Origin of the sequence: Streptomyces sp. NPDC058646, assembly GCF_042716875.1 — a bacterium.
Classification (GTDB): domain Bacteria; phylum Actinomycetota; class Actinomycetes; order Streptomycetales; family Streptomycetaceae; genus Streptomyces.
The window spans coordinates 1-20,389 of record NZ_JBHXRK010000001.1; the positions used below are offsets into that span (position 1 = coordinate 1).

The following is a 20,389-nucleotide window of genomic DNA, read 5'->3' on the forward strand; positions in this document are numbered from 1 at the left end:
GTGAGGTGGCGGGCGAGCCGGTCGGCGCGGGAGTCGAGTTCCCGGTAGGTGAGTTCCTGGCCGGCGAAGACCACGGCGCGGGCGTCGGGGCGCAGACGGGCCTGTTCCTCGAAGAGGTCGGTCAGGGTGCGCTCACCGATGTCGGTACGCGTGCCCGTCCACTCCTCCAGCACCTGCCGGCGCTCGGCCGCACCCAGCAGCTCCACCTCCGACAGCGGCCGGCCCATGTCCTCCAGCACCGCCTCCGCGAACCGCAGGAACCGGTCCTGGTGACCGGCCACCGCCGGGATGTCGCACACCTGGCCCGCCGCGTCGAAGTCGATCCGCAGCCCGCCCTGCGGCCCGAGGTCGTACACGCCGACCGCCAGGTCCTCCACCGGCCCGTTGCTCAGGTTGTGCTGGGTGGTCGGGAAACCGCAGAACCGCATCCCCGGCGTGAACGCCATGATGTTGACCAGCGGCGCCGCGATCCGCCGCTCCCCCTCGCCGAGACCCAGGTCCCGGCAGATGTCCTCGTACCGCGTCCGCTGGTGCCGCAGCCCCTCCCGCGTCTCGGTGACCACCGAGGCCAGCAGCCCGGCGGGCGAGGCGTCCGCCGGCACCGCCACCCGCAGCGGTACGACGTTCGACAGCATGCCCGGCGTGCAGCGGGCCCGCTCCGTCCGGCGGCCGGTCACCGGCAGGCCCAGCACCAGCTCGGGACTCCCGCTCACCCGGTGCACGTACGCGGCGACCAGCGCGATGACCAGCATCGTCCACGGCGCCCGGTGAACCCTGGCCGCTTCCCGCAGCCGCTCCGCCCGGTCCGGCGGCAGTACCACCGTCCGCCGTACGAAGGGGAGTTCACCCCGCACCGGGACCCCGCCCGTCCGGCCCTCACCCAGCCGCGGGGTCTGCGGGAGACCGGCGAGGTGCGCCGCCCAGTGCGCACGGTCCGCGGCCGCCTCCGGTGAGGACCGGTACGCCGCGTCCTCGGCCAGCACCTCCGCCAGCGAACCGAAGGGGCTCGGCCCCCAGTCCTCCCCGGCCGAGGCCCGCTCGTACAGCTCGACCAGCCTGCGGTCGAGCAGGGCGACGCCCATGCCGTCGATGGCGAGGTGGTGGAAGGCGTGGAAGTAGAACCACCGCTCCTCGCCCTCCTCGCTCAGCCCCGCCCGGATGAGCGCGTGCCGGGTCAGCCAGTCCTCCGCCAGGTCGAAGGGCCGGGCCAGCTCCGCCGCCATGAGGCCGCGGGCCGCCGCCCCGGGGTCCTCCGCACCGCTGACGTCGAGCAACTCCACTTCCCGGCCGGACGGTTCGGGGTGCAGCAGCTGCCACAGGCCGCCGTCCTCGCCCGCCCCCGTACCCCGCAGCCGCAGTACGTCCGCCTCGCGGGCCAGCTGGTACCAGCACCGGGCGAACAGCACCGGGTCGAGCGCGCCCAGGATCTCCCGGTACTCCCCGATGTTGTAGCGGCAGCCCGAGGCGTCCAGACCGTGGGCCATCCAGATGTCGCGCTGCGCGGCGGACAGGGGCAGCCGCACAGCGGCCGGCCCGTGCGCGGTGTCCTGGTCGGACGCGTTGGTGGACATGCACTGGCTCCTCGGAATAGGTCTCTGCAGCGGGATGCGCGGATGGGCAAGGGATGCCGGGGGAGCGGCGGGGCGCCCGGGCGGGCGGCGGTGCGCGGGAACTGCTGGGCGGTCCGGCCGTACGTCATCCAACCCGCGGGCCGCAGGCCCCGGCGGCAGTTGTTCCGGCACTCGGGAAGCAGTTCACGCCCCGGCGGCAGCCGCCAGACCCGCCAGCGGGCCCGCCCCGCAGGCGGCCCGGACCAGGCCCAGCACCCGGAAGCGGGAGCTGCCGCCCTCGTGCGCGGCCCGGACGGCGCCGCTGATCAGCAGCTCGCGCAGCATCCGGCCGCACTCGGCGAGACCGGGCCCGGCCGGCCCGGTGAGGTCGGCCAGCGAGAACTCCTCCCCGGCGCGGTCGCAGAGTGAGGACAGCAGCTCCCGGGCATCCTGCGGAAGCTTCTCCATCCGTGCGCGCAGCGCCGTCCGGAGCCGCTCCGCCCCGGTGCCCGCGCCCAAGTGGTCGAGCAGGGCCGCCGGGTCGGCCTCCAGGCTCTGGCACAAGGTGGCCAGATCGCACACCACCAGCCAGGACGCCGCCGCGGCCAGCGCCCCCGGGTGCCCGTCCAGACGGCGGCAGATCCACGCCGCCCGCTCCAGGTCGGCCCGGCCCGGGACGAACTCGGGCCGCACCCGCCGGACCTGGCCGAGGAAGACCCGTACCGCCGCGGACGCAGGATCCACCGCGCCCTCGCCCGGCACCTCCAGCGGGGACAGCAGGAAGATCCGCTCGCCCGGCACCTCCCACGGCTGCTCGGAGGTGACCAGCAGCCGCAGCCCCGGGCAGGCGCGCAGCAGCCCGGTCAGCCGGTCCGGCCGGGGCGGGCCCGCAGGAGCGCCGTCCAGTACGAGCAACGCCGGCTGCTCACCCAGGAGTTCGGCCAGCAGCCCGGCAGCCCCCGGGGTCTCGCCGGGTTCCCCGGGCTCCCCGGTGCACAGTTCCGCCACGGCCGCCGCGACCAGGGCCGCCGCATCGCCCCCGGCGCAGCCGAGGTAGTCGGCCGCCGCACCGGGAAAGGCGTGCCACAGCACCGGCGTCCCCGTCGCGTGGAGCCGCGCCGCGACCTCCAGCGCCAGCCGCGTCTTGCCGACCCCGGTCAGCCCCACCACATTGACCAGGCGTTCCGTACCGGAGGACAACTCCCCGGCCAGCACGCCCGCTTCGGCGTCCCGTCCCAGCATCGGGTGCAGTGCGGTCGGCGGCGCGGGCAGCTCGGCGGGCCCGTGCCCGCCGGCCCTGCCCTGCTGGGCCGCCGCCTCCAGTGCGGCCCGGGCGCGCGGGCCGAGCCGCAGGGCGTCGGCCATCAGCCGTACGGTGTCCGGGCGGGGCCGTCTGGCCTTGCCCTGCTCCAGGTCGCGGATGGCTCTCACGCTGATCGTCGACAGATCGGCCAGCTCCCGCTGGGTGAGCCCGATGCGCAGCCGGTGGGCGCGTATGAGGGATCCCAGGGGCGGGGCGGCGGGGTCGGTCGGGTGGTGCTGCGCGTTCGTCTGCTGGTGCGTGTGCGCGGTCATGTGCCCGTTCATGTGTGCGCTCCCGGCGAAGGTGGTGGGGAACGGCGCGGCCTGGGGTGATGTGGCCCGGTTCCTGTCTCCATCGTCGGCAGCCCGCTATCGCCCCGGCATCCCCGGACGAACGGGTTCCGGCCAGTGGCCCTATCACCGGCCCTCCCCGCCCCTCGCGGGGCTCGGACGGTGATAGCGCGGGGATAGGGGCGGGGCCGGTCCCGGGATTCCAGCGGTTCCTAAGTTGATGTCCAGAAGGAAGGAAGCGCCCCGGAAGGCCGGGGCGCACCGACGAAGGGACACGAAATGAACCTCGCCCACGCCCTCCGCGCCGCCCTCGTCACCGTAGCCCTCGCCGGGACCGCCGTACTCGGCACCCAGGTCGCCCGGGCCGACGGCCCGGCCACCCCCGCCACCCCGGCGGGCAGCGCCGTCCCCGCCGCCACCCCGACGCCGAGCACCACCGCCGACACCAACCCCTGGGACTGACACCGCACGGCGGAGCTCAGACCCCGGCGGCGGACCCCGTCGCCGGCACGCGCACCACGGACGTCAGCGACGCCAAGGAGTCCACGGAGCCGCCCGGCCCCGAAGCTCCGACCCGCTCCACCGGCCCGGCAGGCCCCGCGAGCCCGGCCGGTTCCGCAGCCGCGACCGGCACCGCCGGACCCGCAGGCTCCGCCGAACCGTCCAGGAGCCGCTCCGCCTCCGCCAGTTCCGGCTCCATCCGCCGGTCGCGGAAGGCCCGGACCGCCGTCTCCAGCAGCTCCCGCGACCGCGAGCGTTCCGCGGAGCCGCCGCTCGACACGAGCAGCCGCGCCAGGTCCATCCGGACGAGCGCCGCCCCGCCGTGGTCCATGATCTGCTCCCGCACCGACAGCGCCTGCGCGTAGAACCCGCGCGCCGCCTCGCCCCGCCCCATCTCGGCGTACGCGTGGCCCAGGTCCCGCAACAGGTGACCCTCGCCGATCACGTCCCCGCCGTCCCGGCACAGCTCCAGCACCTCACTGAAGGTCCGGACCGCCCGCTCGTGCTCGCCCTGGCCCTGGAACAGCTGCCCCGCCCGGCGCAGCGTCCGCGCCTGGCCGCCCGTATAGCCCACCGAGCGGTAGATGGACAGCGCCTCGTCCAGTCGGCCCTGCGCGGCCGCGGTCTGCCCGCGCCGCATCCAGATGTGCGCGCTCTGGGTCAGGACGATGGCCCTGCCCACCACATCACCGACCAGGTCGAAATCCCGCAGCGCCCGGTCGTACAGGGTCAGCGCCCGGTCCTCGTTGCCCCGCATCCGCTCCAGCAGCGCGAGGTCACGGTGGCACAGGGCCAGCCCCTGCCGGTCGCCGAGCTCCTGGAACACCCCCAGCGCCGAGGTCAGCGCCGCCCGCGACTCCTCCGGCTGGCTGCGGCCGAGGTAGAGCGCGCCGAGCGAGCTGAGCAGCGCCGCGCCGCCCCGCCGGTTGCCCGCCGCCCGGACGGCCTCCAGCGCGAGCTGGTGCGTGCGCTCCCAGTCGTCGAAGTACCCGCGCGCCTCGAACAGCGTCGCCAGGGTCGTCGCCAGGTCCCAGCACAGCTCGTCCATCTGTTCCCGTGCCGCGTGCTCCACGGCCTGGACCAGGTTCGCGTGCTCGCTGTCCAGCCACTCCAACGGGTCCACCAGCAGCTCGTCCACACAGCTCTGCGGCGGTTCCCAGCGCGGCGCGGTGCCGTGCAGCACCGTGAAGTCCCCGCCGTAGATCCGCCGGTGGGCCTGCTCCGCCAGGGACATCCAGCCGCCCATCATCCGGCCGAGCGCCGCCGACTGCACGGCCGGCGCGTCGTGCACCGCGAGCTGCTCCCGTGCGAAGACCCGGATGATCTCGTGGAAGCGGTAGCGGAACCCGCCCGTGGACTCCACCCCGACCACGTCCAGCATCTGTACGTCGACCAGCGGCTCCAGCAGGTCGGAGGGGAAGGGCCGCCGGTCGTCCAGCAGGGCCCCCGCCAGCCAGCCCGGTAGCGCCGGCCCCTGGGCCAGGCTCAGCAGCCGCAGCAGCCTGCGGTCCTCCTCCGCCAGCCCGTCATGGGTCAGGGAGAGGCTGGCCCGCATCGTCATCTCGCCGTGCGTCAGCTCGTCGAGGCGGTGCCGTTCGTTGGCGAGGCGGTGCACCATCGAGGCCAGCGACCAGTGCGGGCGCGCCGCCAGCCGGGCCGCCACGATGCGCAGCGCGAGCGGCAGCCCGCCCACCGTACGGATGAGGGCCTCGGCCGCCACCCCCTCACGTTCCACCCGGTCACCGCCGACGACGCGCACCAGCAGCTCCAGCGCCCGCGCGGTGTCCATCACGTCCAGCTCGACGCGGTAGGCCCCGGGCAGTCCCGTCAGCCGGACCCGGCCGGTGACGAGCACGGCGCAGCGGTTGCTGCCCGGCAGCAGCGGCCGGATCTGGCTCTCGGACGCGGCGTCGTCGAGCACCACCAGCACCCTGCGCGAGGCCAGCAGCGTCCGGTACATCTCGGCCCGCTCGTCCTGGGACTCCGGGATCACCGGGCCGGGGATGCCCAGCGCGCGCAGGAACCGGCCCAGCACCTCCGCGGCGGTGGCCGGGATCCCGGTCCCGCGCAGGTCGCAGTACAACTGCCCGTCGGGGAAGCCGGTCTCGCTCAGCCGGTGCGCGATGTGCGTGGCCAGGGTGGACTTGCCGGTGCCGGGCTTGCCGACGATCGCGGCGAGCCCGACGGCCCGCCGCCCGCCCTCGCCGAGCAGGGCCCGTTCGATCCGCCCGATCTGCTCCTCGTCACCGACGAAGTCCGAGGTGTCCGCGGGCAGTTGGCGTGGGATCTCGTCCCGGTACGCCGGCCCGTCGAACGGGTCCGCGGCCCCGCCCCGCGGCCGCACCCCCGGTGCGGCCCGCCCGGGTCCCGCCCGGCGGACCACCCCCGGAGCCGTCCCGTCGGCGGCACCCCCGCCCGGCCCCGCGCCCTCCGCGGTAGCCGGGCCGAGGCCCCGCGCGCCGCCGCCCGGTCCCTCCTCGGGGCTCCTGCCGCCGGGTCTCTCCCCGCCCCGGGCCGCCGGGCCGCCGCCGGGGAAACCGGCGGACCCCGGGCGCGCGTCCGGGTACGGGGCTCCGGGCACGCCCGCGCCTACGGGGTCCGGCGATCCGCCGTACCCGTCCGAGGCGGCCCGGGACGGGGGCGGGACCTCGCCCGCGAGGATCGCGGACTCCAGCCGGCGCAGCTCGCCGCCCGGCTCCAGGCCCAGCTCCTCCACCAGCAGTTCGCGCCCGACCCGGTAGCTCTCCAGGGCCTCCGCCTGGCGGCCCGAGCGGTACAGGGCGAGCATCAGCTGCCCGCGCAGCCGCTCCCGCAGCGGATGGACACGGACGAGCAGCTGCACCTCGCCGACCAGCTGGTGGTGGCGCCCCAGCTCCAGCTCCAGGTCGATCCTGGTCTCGGCCGCGATCAGCCGCTCCTCGTCGAGCTGCAGGGCCTTGCTGCGCAGCGTCTCGCTCGACACCCCGCTCAGGCAGTCGCCCTGCCACAACTCGCCCGCGGCGCGGAGGAGTTCGACGGCCTCCGCGGCCCCGCCCTGTCTGCCCAGGGCGCGGGCGTCCGCGACCTTGCGGGCGAAGAGGGCGGCGTCGACGAGATCGCCCTCGGTCTTCAGGACGTACCCCGGCGGCCGGGTGGTGATCGCTGCGGCGATCTCCGCCTTGGTGAACAGCTTCCGCAGCCGCGAGACGCAGATCTGCACCTGGGTGCGCGCCGTGTCCGGGGGCTCGTCGTCCCAGATCAGGTCGACCAGGTAGTCGGTGCTGACGACCCGGTTCGCCTCCAGCAGCAGGGCGGCGAGTATGACCTCCTGCCGCCCCGGCGGGATCCTGACCGGCCCGCCCTGGCCGGACACCTGTAACGGTCCGAGGATCCGGAAAACCACCACATCCGGGGTGTGCGGCACCCCGCCGGGCGAAGCAGTCATGACTCTCCCAGCTGGGGGCACGCCTGAAAACGGGTGGAGCGCGGGGTCAGTCTCCCCGAACAACTCTCCGGTTGTCCATGGTGTGGAGATTCCGTGACGGCGTCCCGACGGTGATAGGGCGGCGATAGCCCCGAGTTGCGGGTCCGGCGCACGGTGTACCTGCCGACACCTGGCCGGGGTGCGGCCGTACGGAAGGACTTCCCCCCATGAACAGCCGCAGCGCCAGGAGGCTCCCGCCCAGCCCCGTCGTCACCGACTCCGGTGTCGACCACGTGCGCCTCGCGTACGACTACCTCGACGCCGGCGACCTCGACGGCTACAGCTCCCTCCTGCACGCCGGCCACCTGGGCGTGGCCGAGCTGGAACGCCCCGCCCCCGGCGCCCGCCACCACATCACCCGGATCGTCGCCGAGGGGGACTGCGTGGTGGCGATGGGCCGCCTCTCGCCCCAACAGCGCGAATTCGTGGACGTGTTCACCCTCTCCGCCGAGGGCATGCTGCGCGCCTGCCGCCGCTACTGGGCGGCCGGGCAGTCCCACCGCCCCTGAACTCCCCTGTGCCCGGGGGCCGCCGGCAGAACCGGCCGTTCCGGGCGCCGTGCCGTCCGAGCGGCGCTATGGTGCGGGCGGGACGACTGCACGAGGGGGCGGGGCGTCGATGCGTTTTCTCTTTGTCCACGGCACGGGGGTCCGGCGCGAGCGGCACGACAGGCTCTTCGCCCTGGTCCGCGACCGCCTGGAGGCCAGGTTCCCGCACGCGTCGGTGGAGTCCTGCTACTGGGGCGACCGGTTCGGGGCGGGCCTCGGCGCCGGCGGCCGGTCCGTGCCGGGCCTGCGCCCCCGCCCCGGCGGCGACCCCGATCCGGTGGACGCCGAGACGGCCGAATGGGCCCTGCTGCTCGCCGACCCGCTCTGCGAGGTACGGGTCCTGGCCGAGGCGGGCTGGGACACCGCGGACGGCGCCGGTCCCGCCGGGGACGACGGCTTCGCGATGCCGGGGGTGAGGGCCGCCGGGGCCCGGCCCCTGGACCTGCTGGACCAGCTGGACCAGCTGGCAGACCGTCCCACCGCGGCCCTGACCACCGGCGCGCCCGCCGGGGCCGCGCCCGCCGGCCCCGCGACCCCGGCGGCGACCACGAGCGCGGTGGCCTCCGGGGGCGGGGACGAACTCGCCGCCCTGCTCCGGGGAACCGGTCTCGCCGCGGGCTTCCCCGCCGCCCTGGAGAGCACCGCCCGCTCCGCCGAGGCCGCGCGCGCCGCCGAGCGAGCCCTCACGGAGCCGCAGGCCCGCGAGCTGGCCACCGTCCTCGCCCGCGCCGTGACGGCCGCCGCCCTGGCCTCCGCCGGCGCCGACGCCGACTGCACCGGCGCCGAACGGGACCGCCTCGTCGAGCTGCTCACCGCCCGCCTCGGCGGCGACGCCCGCGTGCCCGGGGCCCGCGCCGCCGCCGTCCTCGGGCGGCTCGCGATGCGGGTCACCACCCAACCGCTCCTCAACGCCTGGCGCGGCTCCCTCACCGTCGGCGCCACCCCCGCCCTCGGCGACATCCTCCGCTACCAGGCCCGCGGCCACGACCTGCGGGAATTCCTGCGCGAGCGGATCACCGCCGAGCCGGGACCGACCGTGCTCATCGGCCACAGCCTCGGCGGGATCGCCCTCGTGGACCTCCTCGCCCTCGCCGCCGCCCGCGGCGAGCCCGTACCCGGAGCCGGACTGCTGGTCACCGTGGGCTCCCAGGCGCCCTTCCTCTACGAACTCGGCGCGCTCACCGCGCTCGCCCCCGGCGCGAAGCTCCCGTACGGCTTCCCCGGCTGGCTCAACGTCTACGACCGGCAGGACGTGCTCGCGTACCTCGCCGGCCCCGTCTTCCCCGACGACCCGCGCGTCACCGACCACGAGGTCGGCAGCCGCCAGCCCTTCCCCGCCTGCCACAGCGCGTACTGGAAACAGGACTCCCTCTACGAGCGGATCGAACAGGCGGTGGCCGAAGCGGAGATCGGGTGATCCCCGACGCCCTGCTGCCGCCGGGCCTCGGACCGCGGCGCACCTTCGCCCTCGTCGCCGGGGTCGAGCGGTACGACATCAGCCACCGGTGGAACCTGCACGGCCCGGCCCGCGACGCCCTGAGGTTCGCCCGCTGGCTGACCGGTCCGGGAGAGGTGCCGCCCGGCAACGTACGGCTGCTGCTGTCCCCGCTCGACGGACCGGACGCCCTGGAGTGGACGGACTCCCCGGCCATGGCGGCCCTGCGGGCGGACCACCGGCCGGCCACCGAGGAGAACGTGAAGTCCGCCCTGCTCGACGAACTCCCCCAGTGCGACGGCGACCTGCTGTGGATCTTCTGGGCGGGCCACGGCTACCTCGGGCAGCGCCAGGAGCTGATCCTGCCCTGCACCGACGCCCGCCCCAGCCAGATCCGCCACCTCAACCTCGACTCGGCCCTGCGCTGGTGGCGCACCGACCTGGTCAAACAGCGCCGGTTCCCGCTCCAGGCCGCCCTCGTGGACTGCTGCCGGGTCGACGCGCCCCGCGACAGCCGCTGGAACTTCGGCACCACCGACTACGGAGGCGGGAGCTCGGTCCCCGGCAGACGGCAGTTCCGCCTGTACGCCTCCCGCGAGGGCGAGGCCGCGCAGAACGACGCCGAACGCGGCGCCGGCCGCTTCACCGAGGCGCTGCTCGGCGAACTCGGGCAGCGGTCCGTACGCGAGGGAGTCACCGGACTGCCCGCCGCCGCCCGCAGCATCCACCGCACCTTCCAGGAGCTGCGCGAGCGCGGCGAGGGCTGGCAGCTGCCGCAGTTCCTCGTGGACCGGGACTGGGACGCCTGCTCCTTCCTCGACGAGGAGCTGCCCGGCCGCCGCACGGCGCGCGCCGTCCGGCTCGACCAGCCCGCCTGGGACGGGCTCGGCGAACTCTTCGAGGGCCGCGACCTGCCGCGCTGCGCCCACGACGCCTACACCTGGGCCTTCAAGGCGGCCGGCTGCACCACCCCGGTGCGCGGCGGCCTGCCGGGGGAGAGCCTGCTGGAGGTGGTCCAGGACCTGGACGAGCGCCAGGGCGGCCCGGACGGGATGCCGCTCGCCGTGCCCTTCGTACGCTTCGTGGCCGACCGGGCCGGGGCGGGCGACGCGGCCTGGGCGGCCCGGCTGCGGGACTGGGTGCGCGCCACCCGGGAGCGGCTCGGCCTGCCCGCACTGCCGCCACCGCCGGCCCCGCCCCGCAGTACGGCCCTGCACGTCAGGCTGGAGGCACCGCCGGGCGGGGAGGACGGCTTCCTGGCCCGGATGTGGCTGCGGCGCGAGGTCACCGAGCAGATCTGGGAGGCGGACGGCAGCCCGGTCGGACTGGACGCCGTACGGGAGGAACTCGTCCACCGGCTCGCCGCGGTCGCGCGGGCCCCGGGCGGCGATCCGGAGGCGGGCCGGCCGTACGACACCGTGGAGCGGATCGAGTTCCACGTGCCGTACGAGCTGCTGGACACCGCCTTCGACGAGTGGCCGGTGCCCCGCGGCCCCGGCGGACGGACCACCCGGTCCCTGGGCCTGCTCTACCAGGTGGTGGTGCGCTGCCCGCAGGAGCGGGAGGACGCCCGGGCGGAATGGCGCAGGAAGTGGCGCTGGCTCGCCGCCCGGGGCGGGCGGCACCCGGACGCCGTCCGCACGGTGGAGGACGGGGACGTGACGGACGTGCTCGGGATGGAGCTGGGGGCGGGACCGGCACCGGCCTGCGTCCTGGCGCACACCTCCGCGGGGGCCCGCACCGAGGGCGCCCTGGACGCCGTGCTCGAAGGAGGGGTCCCGGTGATGGTGTGGCGGCGCGGGGGCGGCGCACCGGCCGCCGGGCTCCTCGGACTGCTCGCGCCGCCCGACGGCGCGGAACGCGGCCCGGGCGCTCCTGCGGACCCCGGCGCGCTGGACGTGCTCGCCCTGCCCGCGCGGGTGCGGGAGTTGCGCCGGGCCGCCGGCCGTGCCGGCCAACAGGCTGAAGGGGGAGACCGGTTGGTGCTGTTGTGGGACGATCCCGACGAGACCCTCACCCTCCGGTCCCTGTCCTGATGCCGATGTCCCGACGATGCCGCCGCCCGCCGCCCGCCGCCCGCCGCCCGCCGCCCGCCGCCCCGGCCCGCCGCGCCACCCCACCCGGGGCCGGGGTCGCCCCACCGGCCCGGCCGACGTCCGTCCCGACCCGACCGACCGCGACACCCGACCATGGAGGCAGAGGCAGTGGCGAAGGACTGGTGGCTGTACCACGGGACCGGCGAGGGCGCGGCCCGGCGCGCCCGCCTGGAGGCCGGATCCCCGCCGCCCTGGCGGGACTTCACCGGAACCCCGGACCCGGACTACACCCCGCCCGGGTGCGCGGGACCGGCCTGGGACCGCACCCGCCGGCGCGGGGAGGGCTACGTACCCGACGACCCGGAGAAGGACGTCGTGAACACGGCCCTCCACCTGCGCAGGCCGCTGCTGATCACCGGCAAGCCGGGCGTCGGGAAGTCCACCCTCGCCTACAGCATCGCCGCGGACCTGGACCTGGGCCCCGTACTGCACTGGCCGATCACCAGCCGGACCGTGCTGCGGGACGGCCTGTACCTGTACGACGCCATCGGGCGCCTCCAGGAGGCCGGGCTGGAACAGCTGCGCACCCCGGGCGCGGCGGGCGCCGCCCCGGCGGCCGCCGTCCCCCCGGACGGACCGGCGGAACCCGCCGCGCCGCCCACCGCCCCCTCCATCGCCCGCTACCTGCGCCTCGGGCCGCTCGGCACCGCCCTGCTGCCCCAGGACCGTCCCCGCGTCCTGCTCGTCGACGAGATCGACAAGAGCGACATCGACCTGCCCGGTGACCTCCTCACCGTCTTCGAGGACGGCGGCTTCGACATCCCCGAACTGGCCCGGCTCGCCAAGGAGGACCCCACCGTCGCCATCGGCACCGACGACGACCCCGACGCCGCCGTACGGATCACCCAGGGCCGCGTCCAATGCCGGTACTTCCCCGTCGTCGTCCTCACCAGCAACGGCGAACGCGACTTCCCGCCCGCCTTCCTGCGCCGCTGCGTCCGGCTGCACCTGGAGCCGCCGGGCCCGGACAAGCTCGCCCGCATCGTGCAGCAGCGGCTGAAGGTGGACGTCGAGGGAAGCGAGGAGTACCAGGAACTGGTCCAGAGCTTCCTCGAACGCGCGGAGGACGGAGACCTGGCCACCGACCAGCTCCTCAACGCGATCCAGCTCCGCCTCGCCGGAGCCTGGTCGGACGCCGGCGACCGCGAACGGTTCCTCGGCACGGTGATGCAGCACCTGACGGGCCCCTCCGCGTGATCGAGGAACTGCTCGCCGCCTTCGCCGAAGGCTCCGACGACAGCGGCCCGCGCCCCGGCATCGGGGCCGAGGAGATCGCCGACATCCTGTGGCTGGCCGCCCGGGTGGACCCGCAGGGGGCCGGGCCCGCCGCGCCGCGGCCCGGCGACGCGACCGCCGAACCGCCGCCCGCCGCCCGACCGGACCCCTCCGGGTCCGGCACCGGCACCTCGCCCGGCCCCGGGGCGGCGGGCGGCGAACCGGCCGTGCAGCTCTACCCCGGACCGGTGCCGGACCCCGCCGGGAAGCCGGCCGACACCACCGGAGGACGCCGGGGATCGGCGCTGCGGCTGCCCCGCGCGGCCTCCCTCGACGACCCGCTCGCGCTGATGCGTTCCCTGCGCCCCGTGGGCCGGCGCTCCATCGGAGGCCCGGGCGAGGAACTGGACGAGCAGCTCACCGTGGAACGCAGCATCGAGCGGATGGTCCCGACCCCCGTCCTGCGCCCCGCCGAGAGCCGCTGGCTGGACCTGGCCCTCGTCGTCGACACCCACCACTCGATGCTGCTCTGGTCGGACCTCGTGGACGAGCTCCGGCGCGTGCTGACCCGCAGCGGGGTCTTCCGCGACGTCCGCACCTGGCAGCTGACGGGCACCGGCCCCGGCGGCTTCCCGATGCTCGGCCGCCGCCGCGGCGGCCCGCCCCGCAACCCCCTGGAGCTGGCCGACCCGGCGGGCCGCCGGCTGATCCTCGTCCTCTCCGACACCGTGGCGGGCGGCTGGAGCCAGGGCCCCCTCCAGGCCGTGCTCCGGCACTGGTGCGGGCACAACGCTGTGGCCGTGCTCAACGTCCTGCCGGAACGGCTCTGGACGCGCGGCGCCGTCCGGCCCGTCACCTACGCCGTCCGCGCGGACCGGCCCGCCGCCGCCACCCGCTCCTGGCAGCAGGTCCCCCTGGCCCGCCTCGCCCGCACGGCCCGGACGGGACGCCACCGCGCCGGCCCCGCCGTGGTCCCGGTCGTCGGCATCGGCTCGGGGAGCCTGGCCCGCCTGGTGCGGGTGGTGTCGGGCGACGGGCGCTGGCGGCGCCTGGCCTGCCTGCGCCTGGACGCGGAGCCGGCCTCCCGGGCGTCCGGGAAGGAGACCGGCCCTCCGCCCCCCGGGGACGACGGCCCCACCGGCCTCGAAGCGGTGGAGCGCTTCCGCGCAGGCGCCTCCCCGACCGCCCAGCAACTCGCCGCACACCTGGCGGCCGTCCCGCTGACCCTGCCCGTCATGACCCTGGTCCGGCGCTCCCTGCTGCGCGATTCGGAGCACGGCCACCTGGCCGAGGTCGCCCTCGGCGGGCTCTTCGCACCGTGGGGGGACACCGGCCGCAGCGCCGAGGACATCGAGTTCGAGTTCCTCCCCGGGGTACGGGAGGCCCTGCTCGGTTCCCAGCTGCGCGGGGACGTCGCCGCCGTACGGGAGCTGGTCCGCCGCCGGGTCTGGGAGTTCATGGCCCGCAACCGCGGTACCGGGCCCGACTTCTCGGCGACCGAGGTCACCACCGGGGAACGGGGCCGCCGCCAGGTGCCGCCGGAGGCGATGCCGTTCGCGGCGCGGCCCCGGACCCGGCCCCTGGCGGACGGGCCGGAACCGCCGAGGCCCCAGGTACGGGCGGTCCCCCGGATCCTGCTGGACCAAGGGCTGCGGGACCGCGTCGTCCGGGTCCGGTACGACACGGCAGCCGAGCCGCAGGAGGTCGGCACCCTCCTCGCGCCCCGGCTGGTGCTCACGGTCGGCGAGGGCCGGACCGAGGCGGGGGTCCTCGCCTGGGTCCGTGCGGGCGACCGCGAGGTCCAGTGCCACCCGGTGTGGTGGGACGAGGGGTCGCCCCGGGTGTTCCTGCTCGCGGCGGTGCAGGACCTCGCCGATCCGCGGACCTGGCCGGAGCCGTTGCGCTGGGCGGGGCCGCACGGCACCCGCCCGGAGGTGGTCCACGTCGACGGCCGCACGGACCAGGGCGAACCGGTCCTGCTGACCGGCGAGATGACCCCGTACGGCGGAGCCCGCAACGGCGAGCTGGTGCGCCTGTCCTCCGAACCGGAGAGCTGGACGCACTACCGCGGCGCGCCCGTCTCCCGCTACGGAGCCCTGATCGGAGTCGTGCACGGGGTGTGGCCCGACCGCATGGTGTTCCTCACGGCCCAGGCCCTGCTCCAGCAGCCCGGCTTCCAGGAAGTACTGTCCGCGCACACGACGGCCTCGCCGCCGGCCGGCCGGCCGGGGACACCGATCTGCCTGCTGGCCCGCGTCCAGACGGACATGGACACGGACCCGGACCCGGACGCAGGCGCAGGCGCACTGGAGGCGGGCACCGAGGTGGCCACCCTCCTGCGGAGGCTCCTGCAGTACACCGGCGTGGCGGGGCGCGTGACGGAAACCCCCGGTGCGGCCCTCCTCGTCGTGGACGAGCCCGGTGCCCTGGCGGGAGCGGGCCGGATCCTGGCGGAACTGCCGGGCCGGTTCGAGGAGCTGCGGGCCGAAGGCGGCCGGCCGGACGCGCGGCTCGTGGTCGGGGTGAGCACCGGCCGGATCGACTCCGAGGAGGACGGGCCCGGCGGGCAGGCGGTGCGGGAGGCGGGCCGGCTGGTCGCCGCCCCCGAGGTCGCCCGGCGGCCCGGCCCCGGCCGCTTCCCCGCGGTGCGCCTGCTCCTGTCCGCACCGTTCCACGAGGAGCTGCGCGCGCTGCTCCGGCCCGACGTACGGGTCACCCTGTCCCCGCTGGTGGGCGACGTAGAGGGCTGGCAGTGCACCCGTGACCCCCGCGAACTGGGGCGGGCGCTCCTGGAGGCCGCCGCGATCCGCAGCACCGGCCCCGGGTGGCCGCACTGCGGTGCCGGCGCCTCCGAGAACGATCCGCTCGGCTGCACCGGCGTCCGGCAGACGGGTTCCTCCCGCTGCCTGGCCCACGTCGGTGACGACGAGCGCCAGGCCCGCCTCGCGGCGCTCGGCCCCGGGTCAGCCGTCGACCTGCGGGGCACCACCTTCGAGAACGGCCTGCTCCAGCAGGTCCTGGACGCGCTGCGCGAACCGGGGACGGGCCGGGTGCGGATCGGGCGGGCCGCCTTCGACCGCGCGCACTTCCCGGACGGCTGGAGCACCGAGCACGCCGCGTTCGAAGGCAGCGTGTCCTTCCCGCACGCCGCGTTCGCGGGCCCGGCGCGGTTCGACGGGAGCACCTTCACCGGGCGGACCTCCTTCGACGGGGCCGTGTTCCAGCAGGACGCCGCGTTCGGGGGGAGCAGCTTCCGCGGCGGGGCCACCTTCCGCCGCACGGTCTTCGGCGGTTCCACGGACCTGACGGACAGCGCCTTCCGCTACGGGGTCTCCTTCGACCGGGCGGTCCTCGAGGGCCCGGCGGACCTCGACGGGATGCGGGTGTCGGGGCCCGCCGACTTCACGCACACCGACTTCCGTGGCCCGGCCGGGATGAACGGGGCCCACTTCGCCGGCTCCGCGGTCTTCTCGTACGCGCACTGGGAGCGGGGCCTGCTGGCCGCCGGGACCACCTTCGCGGGGCCGGTCACCTTCGACCACGCGAGCTACGAGGGCCGCGTGCGCTTCGACGGCGTGCGCTTCCTGTCCGACCCCGGCGCCGGACTCCCCTCCGCGGACCGGCCGGACCGCTGGGACGTCGAGCGACGCCCGGGCGACGTGTTCCACCTGCGCCTGCTGGAGGGGGAGGAGAGCACGTAGGGGGTGTCCTGCCGGTCGGGCCGGTTCATGAGCCGGTGCGGGAGGCGGCCTCCAGCCGCCTGCTTCCCGCCCGGCCGTCGGCCGAGGCGAGCTGAGCCTCGATGTCGTCCAGGGCCCGGCGGGCCGTCGCGATGCGCTCCCTGACCTCGGTGGCCGGGTCGGGGCCCTTGCCGGGCGGCGGGACGCGTCCGGCCTCCTCCTCGATCTCACGTGCCTCGTCCAGGGAGTTGAGGACGACCCCGATGAGGACGTTCACCAGCACGAAGGAGGCGAGCAGTGCGTAGGAGGCGTAGTAGAGGATGCTGAGGCGGGAGATCTGCAGGCCCGCGCGGACGGCGTCGGTGAGGCCGTCGAGCGTGGTGAGCAGGAACAGGGTGAGGGCGGCGCGGCCCACGGAGCCGTAGTGCTCGGGGTCGGAGTCGGCGAAGCACACCCAGCCGACCATGGCGTACACGTACAGCACCAGCGCGCCGATGAAGAGGAAGCTGGCGGTGCCGGGCAGGCTGCGGCCGACCGCGATCAGCAGGATCCGCAGGTGGGGCAGGAAGCGGGCGGTGCGCAGCACGCGGGCGAGGCGCAGCAGGCGCAGGACGGTGGCGTTCTCGCGGATCAGCGGGAGGAAGGCGGACAGCACGATCGCGAGGTCGAAGAGGTTCCAGGGATCACGGAAGAATGCTTTCGGCCGGTCGGCGTACGCACCCGTCCGCAGCAGCATCTCGACCGTGAACAGGGCGAGGCAGCAGTGCTCCGCGGCCTGCAGGGCCTGCCGGTACTCGGCGGCGAGCCCGCTGTACGTCTCCGCGCCCATCAGGAGCGCGTTGAAGAGGATCACGCAGAAGGCGACCAACCCGAAGGCCTGAGCCTCCGTGACCACCCGGCACCGGGCCGCCAGTTCCATGCGGCCGCGGCCGGCCTGCATCGGGTCAGTCATCTCACTCCTCGTGCTGGTCGTGCGCGTCTTCGCCGGGGCCGGCGCCCGCTGGGCGCGGTGATCCGTTCTTCTAACGCCCCACATCCGATCGGCTTTCACCCCCACCCGCACGCCAACGCGCAGCGACCGCACCGGGTCGGCGGATCGGCCCGTCCCACGGCTACGCTTCGCACCTTCGGAGCAGACATCAAGCAGGAGCGTGCCCAGTGCTCGAACCGGTCCAGGCCAATCCCTTCCCCGACAGCCACGCCCCCGGCGAGGGTGCCCAGCCGCACCCGCTGCTGCGTCCGGTGCTGCCGCTGCTGGGGCGCTGGCACGGCCGGGGCCGCGGGGAGTACCCCACCCTGGAACAGGACTTCCGGTACGAGCAGGAGATCACCTTCAGCCACGACGGCCGGCCCTTCCTGCGCTACGAGGCGCGCGCGTGGCTCGTCGACGGGACCGGGGCCGCGGTGCGCCCCGCGGGGCGGGAGGCCGGCTGGTGGCGGGTGCTGCCCGACGCCTCCGTGGAGGTGGTGCTCAGCCATCCCACCGGGATCGTCGAGGTCCTGGTGGGGCGGGTCTCGGGCGAGGAGATCGAGCTGGAGACCAGGGAGGTGGCCCGGACCCCGATGGCCAAGGAGGTCACCGCTACCCGCCGCCGGTACGGGATCCACGACGGCGAGCTGGTGTTCGTGCAGGAGATGGCGGCGGTGGGGCAGCCGATGCAGCACCACCTCGCGGCCCGGCTCCGCCGGTACTGACGCACGCCGGCGGTTCCGCCGGTACGGATGCGCCGCCACCGATGTGCCGGTACGGACACGCCCGGCGGCGCCGGGTCGTGCCGCACGCGGGCGGGCCCGGTGGGCGCGCCGGAGCGGGGGCCGCCGGCGGGGGCGGGCGGACATCGGTGCCCGCCCGCCCCCGCGGGGAGACCTCAGTTCTTGCCGAGCAGGCCGTTCATCGTGTCGATCTCGGCGGACTGGGAGGCGATGATGGCGTCCGCCATGGTCTTGGCCGCGGCGAAGGAGCCCTCGCTCTTTTCCGTCCTGGCCATCTCCACCGCGCCTTCGTGGTGCTTGATCATCAGCTCCATGAACGCGGTGTCGAAGGCCTTGCCCGAGGCCTTGGACAGCTCGTCCATCTCCTCGGCGGACATCATGCCGCCGCCCGGTCCGTGCCCCTGCCCGTGCTGCGAGTGGTCCGTGGCGTCCGCGGACGGCACCGGCTCGCCCCACGAGGTCAGCCACCCGGACAGGGTCCTGATCTCCGGATCCTGGGCCTTCTTGATCTCCTCGGCGAGCCTCTTCACCTGCGCCGACTCGGCCCGGTCGGGCGCCAGGCCGGCCATCTCCACGGCCTGGCGGTGGTGAGGGATCATGCCCGTGGCGAAGGCCACGTCAGCCGCGTTGTGCTGACCGGCCGCCGTCACGGACGGGGAGGCGGCGGCGGAGTGTCCGTTGTGCCCGGTGGCGCCGCCGCCGTCCGCACCGCAGGCGGCCAGGACGAGGGTGGCAGCGGCCGCGGCGCCCAGGGTGGCGGCGCGGCGGACGGGGTTACGGCCGAGGGACGAGTGGTTCGAGGTCATGGTGGTGCAACTCCTTGAGCGAGGCGGTCAGGACGTGCCGGGGCGCGGCGCGGCCACCACCGGAGGAACCGGGGCGGGCGGGCGCCGTGCGGGGTCCTATATCCGCAGGAGTTGCAGTTCGGCCAGGTCGGGCGGCGCCCGGCCGGTGTACGCGGCGGCCGGGGCCGCGCCGGGCGGCGCCCCGCCGGGAAGGGCCTCGTCCACGGAGGCGACCAGCGGGGGCGGCACGTACGCCGAGCCGACTCCGGCCGCCGCACAGGTCCCGTCCGCGTGAGCGAGGTGCTCGGGCGCGCCGGCGGGGACGGAGCGGTCGGTCCCGCCGTGACGTTCGGCCGCCGGTTGCGCCGCACAGGCCGTCAGGTGCGTCGCGTGGGCCGCCGGGTGCGCCGCGTGGACGGATGGGGGCGCCGCGACGGGCACGGGCCTCGGCCCCAGACCGTGCATCGCCAGGACGCCGGCCAGCACCGCGAGCACCAGCAGGACGAAGCCCGGCCCGGCAGGGCGGGGGCGCGTACGCGGCACGGCGGCGATCATGCGCTCATCGTACGAGCCCTTGCCGGGCCCGGCCTGCCCGGTCCGCCTTTCGGCCCAGCCCGCCGCCCCGCACGGCCGGGGCGGCCGGGCGGGGCGGCGCCCGCTCACAGGGGCCTGGTGGGCCAGTCGAGGAGGCGCGCGCCGATGACGGCGGTGTGGAGGGTGTAGCGGTGCATGGGGGTGCGAGGGGTCGATGCCGGTGAGGGTGTGGACCCGCTCCAGGCGGTAGGTGAGCGCCCGTACGCTCAGCGACAGCCTGCGGGCGGCTTCGGCGGCGTTGCAACCGGTGTCGAAGTAGGCGGTGAGGGTGGCGACGAGCGGTTCGGCGCCGCCGCGTGCCTGCTGGAGCGGACCGAGCGTGGTGGCCACGAGGTCGACCAGGGCCTGTCTGTCGCGGGCCAGCACGGGGAAGACCAGCAGGTCGACGGCGCGCATCAGCGGTTCGTCGAAGCCCATGCGGTGGGCGACGTCGAGGGAGTTGAGGGCCTCTTCGTAACTGTGCCCGATGCCGACGACGCCCGGGCGGACCCGGCCGACGGCGACCCGGCCGCCCCCGGTGGCCGCATGGGAGTGCTCGGCGAAGTGGACGAGGACGTCGTCCTGGTCGCCCGGAGCGATGCACACCATGCGGCCGTCCTTGGTGCTGAACAGGATGCGGCGGCTCTCGAACCGGCCGAAGAGCGCCGCCGCCACCCGGCGGGGCACCTCGTCCGTCTCGTCGTACTTCTCCGGCCCCTCCGCCACGGCGACCGTGTGCGTACGGGGACAGGCGCAGTCCGAGGTGCTCCGCCCGCGCCGCGAGGTGGCCCGCGTCGCCGAGCCCGTGCAGCAGGTCGTCGATGAACTCCCGTCTCGCGGTGACCGCCTGGCGCAGCGCGATGTGCTGGGCCTGCTCGTACCCGGCGGCGAAGGAGTCGACGGCCTGCTCGATCACGGACAGCACGGTGTCCTGAGAGGCACCCGCGGGCCAGGCGGCCCGGGCGGCCCGCAGGTGTTCGCGGACCAGCAACCGCAAGCCGGTGCCCTTCGCGGCGGCCTCCGTGCCCAGGGCGTGGCGGGACCGCAGCTCCTCGCGCGTCAGCCGGCGGCCGGTGGCGCAGGCTTCGGCGAGGATCCGGGTGAAGCCGTCGAGGAACTGCTCGGGCGTGCTGTGCGCGGTCATGGGGCCCTCCTGGTGGCCTCGAGTCCTCCGGAGGGACCCGCAGCGGTGGTGGTCTCATCGGTGCGGCGCCCGTCCGGGGCCTGCGGCGGCCGT

Annotated in this window: 13 protein-coding genes and 1 pseudogene; 7 read left to right on the top strand and 7 right to left on the bottom strand. The window is 75.8% G+C overall.

Annotated features, from left to right (window positions below; translation table 11 throughout):
- Positions 1–1,571, bottom strand: a 1,571-nt coding sequence (locus ACFWUZ_RS00005; RefSeq protein WP_384364427.1) for a condensation domain-containing protein, incomplete at its 3' end; no start/stop codon positions are given.
- A 183-nt stretch (positions 1,572–1,754) separates the two neighbouring features.
- Entirely contained in the window at positions 1,755–3,137 is a 1,383-nt protein-coding gene (locus tag ACFWUZ_RS00010; RefSeq protein ID WP_384364430.1) for a helix-turn-helix domain-containing protein, read from the bottom strand.
- Positions 3,138–3,422: 285 nt separating this feature from the next.
- Here ACFWUZ_RS00010 and ACFWUZ_RS00015 point away from each other — a divergent pair, with 285 nt between their 5' ends.
- Entirely contained in the window at positions 3,423–3,605 is a 183-nt protein-coding gene (locus ACFWUZ_RS00015) for a hypothetical protein (protein ID WP_384364433.1), read from the top strand.
- Between the two features lie 16 nt (positions 3,606–3,621).
- Here ACFWUZ_RS00015 and ACFWUZ_RS00020 read toward each other — a convergent pair whose 3' ends face one another.
- Positions 3,622–7,068: a BTAD domain-containing putative transcriptional regulator gene (locus ACFWUZ_RS00020; protein WP_384364436.1), complete on the bottom strand. Its 3,447-nt coding sequence runs from the start codon at positions 7,066–7,068 to the stop codon at positions 3,622–3,624.
- Positions 7,069–7,274: 206 nt separating this feature from the next.
- On the opposite strand from ACFWUZ_RS00020, the gene ACFWUZ_RS00025 reads away from it, so the two are divergent.
- The 5 genes from ACFWUZ_RS00025 to ACFWUZ_RS00045 all read left to right on the top strand — a co-directional run bounded on the left by ACFWUZ_RS00025 (position 7,275) and on the right by ACFWUZ_RS00045 (position 16,102).
- Positions 7,275–7,616: a nuclear transport factor 2 family protein gene (locus ACFWUZ_RS00025; protein WP_384364439.1), complete on the top strand. Its 342-nt coding sequence runs from the start codon at positions 7,275–7,277 to the stop codon at positions 7,614–7,616.
- Between the two features lie 109 nt (positions 7,617–7,725).
- Positions 7,726–9,072, top strand: coding sequence for a hypothetical protein (locus tag ACFWUZ_RS00030; RefSeq protein WP_384364442.1), 1,347 nt, complete (start codon positions 7,726–7,728; stop codon positions 9,070–9,072).
- Positions 9,069–11,126 carry a hypothetical protein gene (locus ACFWUZ_RS00035; RefSeq protein WP_384364445.1) on the top strand — a complete coding sequence of 686 codons (2,058 nt, stop codon included), beginning with the start codon at positions 9,069–9,071 and terminating at the stop codon, positions 11,124–11,126. Before ACFWUZ_RS00030 ends, ACFWUZ_RS00035 begins: the two co-directional genes overlap by 4 nt.
- A gap of 153 nt (positions 11,127–11,279) precedes the next feature.
- Positions 11,280–12,383 (top strand): AAA family ATPase, encoded by a 1,104-nt coding sequence (locus ACFWUZ_RS00040; RefSeq protein WP_384364448.1) that lies wholly within the window; start codon positions 11,280–11,282, stop codon positions 12,381–12,383.
- Positions 12,380–16,102 carry an SAV_2336 N-terminal domain-related protein gene (locus ACFWUZ_RS00045; RefSeq protein ID WP_384364451.1) on the top strand — a complete coding sequence of 1,241 codons (3,723 nt, stop codon included), beginning with the start codon at positions 12,380–12,382 and terminating at the stop codon, positions 16,100–16,102. Before ACFWUZ_RS00040 ends, ACFWUZ_RS00045 begins: the two co-directional genes overlap by 4 nt.
- Positions 16,103–16,127: 25 nt before the next feature.
- Here the strand turns inward: ACFWUZ_RS00045 and ACFWUZ_RS00050 are convergent, their stop codons facing one another.
- Positions 16,128–17,033 (bottom strand): ion transporter, encoded by a 906-nt coding sequence (locus ACFWUZ_RS00050; RefSeq protein WP_384364454.1) that lies wholly within the window; start codon positions 17,031–17,033, stop codon positions 16,128–16,130.
- A gap of 206 nt (positions 17,034–17,239) precedes the next feature.
- Here ACFWUZ_RS00050 and ACFWUZ_RS00055 point away from each other — a divergent pair, with 206 nt between their 5' ends.
- Positions 17,240–17,776, top strand: a complete 537-nt coding sequence (locus ACFWUZ_RS00055; RefSeq protein ID WP_384364457.1) for an FABP family protein — start codon at positions 17,240–17,242, stop codon at positions 17,774–17,776.
- Between the two features lie 173 nt (positions 17,777–17,949).
- Here the strand turns inward: ACFWUZ_RS00055 and ACFWUZ_RS00060 are convergent, their stop codons facing one another.
- From ACFWUZ_RS00060 to ACFWUZ_RS00070, 3 genes and pseudogenes are all read right to left on the bottom strand, one after another.
- Complete coding sequence (locus ACFWUZ_RS00060) at positions 17,950–18,600, bottom strand: DUF305 domain-containing protein (protein WP_384364460.1); 651 nt, start codon at positions 18,598–18,600, stop codon at positions 17,950–17,952.
- 96 nt (positions 18,601–18,696) lie between these two features.
- A complete protein-coding gene (locus ACFWUZ_RS00065) occupies positions 18,697–19,134 on the bottom strand; it encodes a DUF6153 family protein (RefSeq protein WP_384364463.1) in 438 nt (145 codons plus the stop codon).
- Between the two features lie 104 nt (positions 19,135–19,238).
- A pseudogene (locus ACFWUZ_RS00070) lies at positions 19,239–20,296 on the bottom strand (PucR family transcriptional regulator).
- Between the last annotated feature and the right edge of the window lie 93 nt (positions 20,297–20,389).